5 protein-coding genes are annotated in these 3,423 nt (G+C 72.6%); all 5 read left to right on the forward strand.

What is annotated here, in order from left to right; all coding sequences use genetic code 11:
• The first annotated feature begins 189 nt into the window (after positions 1-189).
• Positions 190-1,098 (forward strand): dihydropteroate synthase, encoded by a 909-nt coding sequence (gene folP, locus SSP08S_RS24150; protein WP_026178784.1) that lies wholly within the window; start codon positions 190-192, stop codon positions 1,096-1,098.
• Positions 1,095-1,598: a nuclear transport factor 2 family protein gene (locus SSP08S_RS24155; protein ID WP_019070214.1), complete on the forward strand. Its 504-nt coding sequence runs from the start codon at positions 1,095-1,097 to the stop codon at positions 1,596-1,598. The genes folP and SSP08S_RS24155 overlap by 4 nt, the downstream gene beginning before the upstream one ends.
• Before the next feature lie 268 nt (positions 1,599-1,866).
• The gene (gene folB / locus SSP08S_RS24160; protein ID WP_019070215.1) at positions 1,867-2,226 is read left to right on the forward strand and encodes a dihydroneopterin aldolase; all 360 of its coding nucleotides are present in this window, start codon (positions 1,867-1,869) and stop codon (positions 2,224-2,226) included.
• On the forward strand, positions 2,223-2,834 hold the full coding sequence (gene folK, locus SSP08S_RS24165) for a 2-amino-4-hydroxy-6-hydroxymethyldihydropteridine diphosphokinase (RefSeq protein ID WP_019070216.1): 612 nt from the start codon (positions 2,223-2,225) through the stop codon (positions 2,832-2,834). Before folB ends, folK begins: the two co-directional genes overlap by 4 nt.
• A gap of 59 nt (positions 2,835-2,893) precedes the next feature.
• Positions 2,894-3,382 carry a DUF3180 domain-containing protein gene (locus SSP08S_RS24170; protein ID WP_026178785.1) on the forward strand — a complete coding sequence of 163 codons (489 nt, stop codon included), beginning with the start codon at positions 2,894-2,896 and terminating at the stop codon, positions 3,380-3,382.
• Positions 3,383-3,423 lie beyond the last annotated feature (41 nt).

The following is a 3,423-nucleotide window of genomic DNA, read 5'->3' on the forward strand; positions in this document are numbered from 1 at the left end:
GCGCCGCCGTACGGCCGTGGCTCCGGCCTGCGCCCACGGTCTCTCGGAGCGGGATGTGCGGGCCGCTTGACCGACCGGGCCGGTCCGGGCGCGCACCCCGCCTCCGCGCGGGGCGCGATGGCCCGGACCGGCCCCTTCGCGTCCGGCCCGCAGGACCGTCGCCCCTCGCCCAAGGCCTACGCTGAACGTATGAGCAAGCAGAGCGGGCGCGGGCGCGTCGCGGGCCTTCCGGTGTGGGACCGGTGCGCGGTCATGGGGGTCGTGAACGTCACCCCTGATTCCTTCTCCGACGGCGGCCGCTTCTTCGACACCACGGCCGCCGTCAAGCGCGGCCTCGGCCTGGTCACCGAGGGCGCCGACCTCGTGGACGTCGGCGGCGAGTCCACCCGCCCCGGCGCGACCCGCGTCGACGAGGCGGAGGAACTCAAACGCGTCATCCCCGTAGTGCGCGGTCTCGCCTCCGAGGGCGTCACCGTCTCCGTCGACACCATGCGCGCCTCCGTCGCCGAACAGGCCCTCACCGCCGGCGCCGTCCTGGTCAACGACGTCAGCGGCGGCCTCGCCGACCCCGCGATGATCCCGGTGGTCGCCGCCTCGGGCGCCCCCTTCGTCGTCATGCACTGGCGCGGCTTCCTGGAGGGCGGCAACGTCAGGGGCGTCTACGAGGACGTCGTCACCGAAGTCGTCGACGAGCTGCACGCGCGCGTGGAGGCCGTTCTCGCCGGAGGCGTCGCCGCCGACCGTGTCGTCGTCGACCCGGGCCTGGGCTTCTCCAAGGACGCCGAGCACGACCTCGTCCTCCTCGCCCACCTCGACCGGCTGCTCGGCCTCGGCCACCCCCTGCTCGTCGCCGCCTCCCGCAAGCGGTTCCTCGGCCATGTCCTCGCCGGCCCCGAGGGAGCGCCCCCGCCCGCGCGCGAGCGCGACGCCGCCACCGCCGCCGTCTCCGCGCTCGCGGCGCACGCCGGCGCATGGGCGGTGCGCGTCCACGAGGTGCACGCCACCGCGGACGCCGTACGCGTCGCACGCGCCGTCGAGGGAGCGCGCGCCACCGGCGCCCGCACGGCCTCGCACACCAGCTCCGAGGGAGCCCGGTGAGCGCCCCCCACACCGACGTCGAGCAGGTGGAACTCGCCAACACCGCGTTCTACGAGACCCTGGAGCGCGGCGACTTCGACGAGTTGTCCGCGCTCTGGCTCACCCCGGCCGACCTGGGCGTCGACGAGGAGTACCACGACCCCGCGGACACCGGCGTGATCTCCTGCGTGCACCCGGGCTGGCCGGTTCTCACCGGGCGCGGCGAGGTCCTGCGGTCGTACGCGCTGATCATGGCGAACACCGACTACATCCAGTTCTTCCTGACCGACGTGCATGTCTCGGTGACCGGCGACACCGCACTGGTGACCTGCACGGAGAACATCCTCAGCGGCGGCCCGGCCCCCGACGACAGCGACGAACTCGGCCCGCTCGTCGGCCAGCTCGTGGTCGCCACGAACGTGTTCCGGCGCACCTCCGAGGGCTGGAAGCTCTGGTCGCACCACGCGTCCCCGGTCCTGGCCGAAAACGACGAGGACGAAGGCGACGAGTCACCCTCCTGAGCGGGTAGGCGACCCGGGAGGAGTCGACCGGGACCCATCAGGACCAAGAAGTGGTTGGAATCACGAACCGGCGGGTAGGGGCGGCTACCGACCCATGAGCCGCCGGGTTCCCCAGGGGAAACGGTCGGCGAAACCTGCGGGCCCGGACGACGCCCACGCCCTCGCGGCCCGGCACTGTCAGTGCCCGCAGGTAGATTCGTTCGAGGCCGGTGTACCGCCCGCACCCGGTACGAACCGGCCACCACCGACGATTGCAGGAGTGATTCGCGTGGATCGTGTCGCGCTGAGCGGCCTCAAGGCCCGCGGGTACCACGGCGTGTTCCCGAAGGAGCGCGAGGAGGGCCAGACCTTCATCGTGGACCTCGTCCTGGGCCTGGACACCCGGCCGGCCGCCGCCGACGACGACCTGACGAAGACCGTGCACTACGGGATCGTGGCGGAGGAGGTCGTGGCCGTCGTCCAGGGCGAGCCCGTCAACCTCATCGAGACCCTCGCCGAGCGCATCGCGCAGACCTGCCTGAAGCACGAAGGGGTCGAGGAGGTCGAGGTCCGCGTCCACAAGCCGGACGCCCCGATCACCGTCCCCTTCGACGACGTGACCGTCACCATCACCCGGAGCCGAGTATGACCTTCTCGTTCACCGAGGGGCACAGCGACCCGACCGTCCAGCCGGTACCCGCCTCCGTGGTACGGCAGGTGGACGCCGCCGACACCACCCTCAGCAACCCGAAGCGCGCCGTCATCTCCATCGGCGCCAACCTCGGCAACCGCCTGGAGACCCTCCAGGGAGCGATCGACGCCCTGGAGGACACCCCCGGCGTCCGCATCAAAGCCGTGTCCCCGGTCTACGAGACGGAGCCCTGGGGCGTCGAGCCCGGCAGCCAGCCCTCGTACTTCAACGCGGTCGTCGTCCTCAAGACCACCCTGCCCCCGTCCTCCCTGCTGGAGCGGGCGCACGCGGTCGAGGAGGCCTTCCACCGGGTCCGCGAGGAGCGCTGGGGCGCGCGCACGCTCGACGTCGACATCGTCGCGTACGCCGATGTCGTCTCCGACGACCCCGTCCTGACGCTCCCCCACCCGCGCGCCCACGAGCGGGCCTTCGTGCTCGTCCCCTGGCACGACGTGGAACCCGAGGCGCAGTTGCCCGGCCGCGGCCCGGTCGCCGCCCTCCTGGACGACATCACCCGTGACGGTGTCGCGCCCCGCAAGGACCTGGAACTCCGGCTGCCCGAGTAGTCGTTAAGGTCGAGACGACCACAACGCCCGGACAGGGCACGGGGAGCTGAAGGGACACCGTGAGAGAGCTGCGGATCAGGGTGCTGGCCGGCGTGTTCGTCGTCGCCGGAGTGCTGTCCTGGGCGGGTGCGCGACTGTGGAGCGCGGTGGGGACCCTGCCCAGCGTCCCGCTGGCCGCGCCGATCGTCCTCGCCGTGATCGCGGCGGTCCTGCTGGCCACGGCGCTCTCGCTGCGCGCCCGCCTCAAGGCCCAGCGCGAGCGCCGCCCCGGCGCCAAGGGCGTCGACCCCCTGATGGCCGCCCGCGCGGTCGTCTTCGGCCAGGCCAGCGCCCTGGTCGCCGCCCTGGTCGCCGGCATGTACGGCGGCACGGGCGCCTACCTCCTGGAGTCCCTCGACATCCCCGCCCGCCGCGACCAGGCCATCTACGCCGGCTTCTCGGTCCTGGCAGGCATCGCGGTCATAGCGGCGGCGATCTTCCTGGAGCGCGTCTGCAAGCTGCCCGAGGACGACGACAACAACGCGGCGGGCGCAACACCGGTTACTTGATCGCACCGTTCACAGGAGGCGCCCCAAAGGGGCGCGGGGCT

The organism is Streptomyces hokutonensis (genome assembly GCF_000376565.1).
Taxonomy (GTDB): Bacteria; Actinomycetota; Actinomycetes; order Streptomycetales; family Streptomycetaceae; genus Streptomyces; species Streptomyces hokutonensis.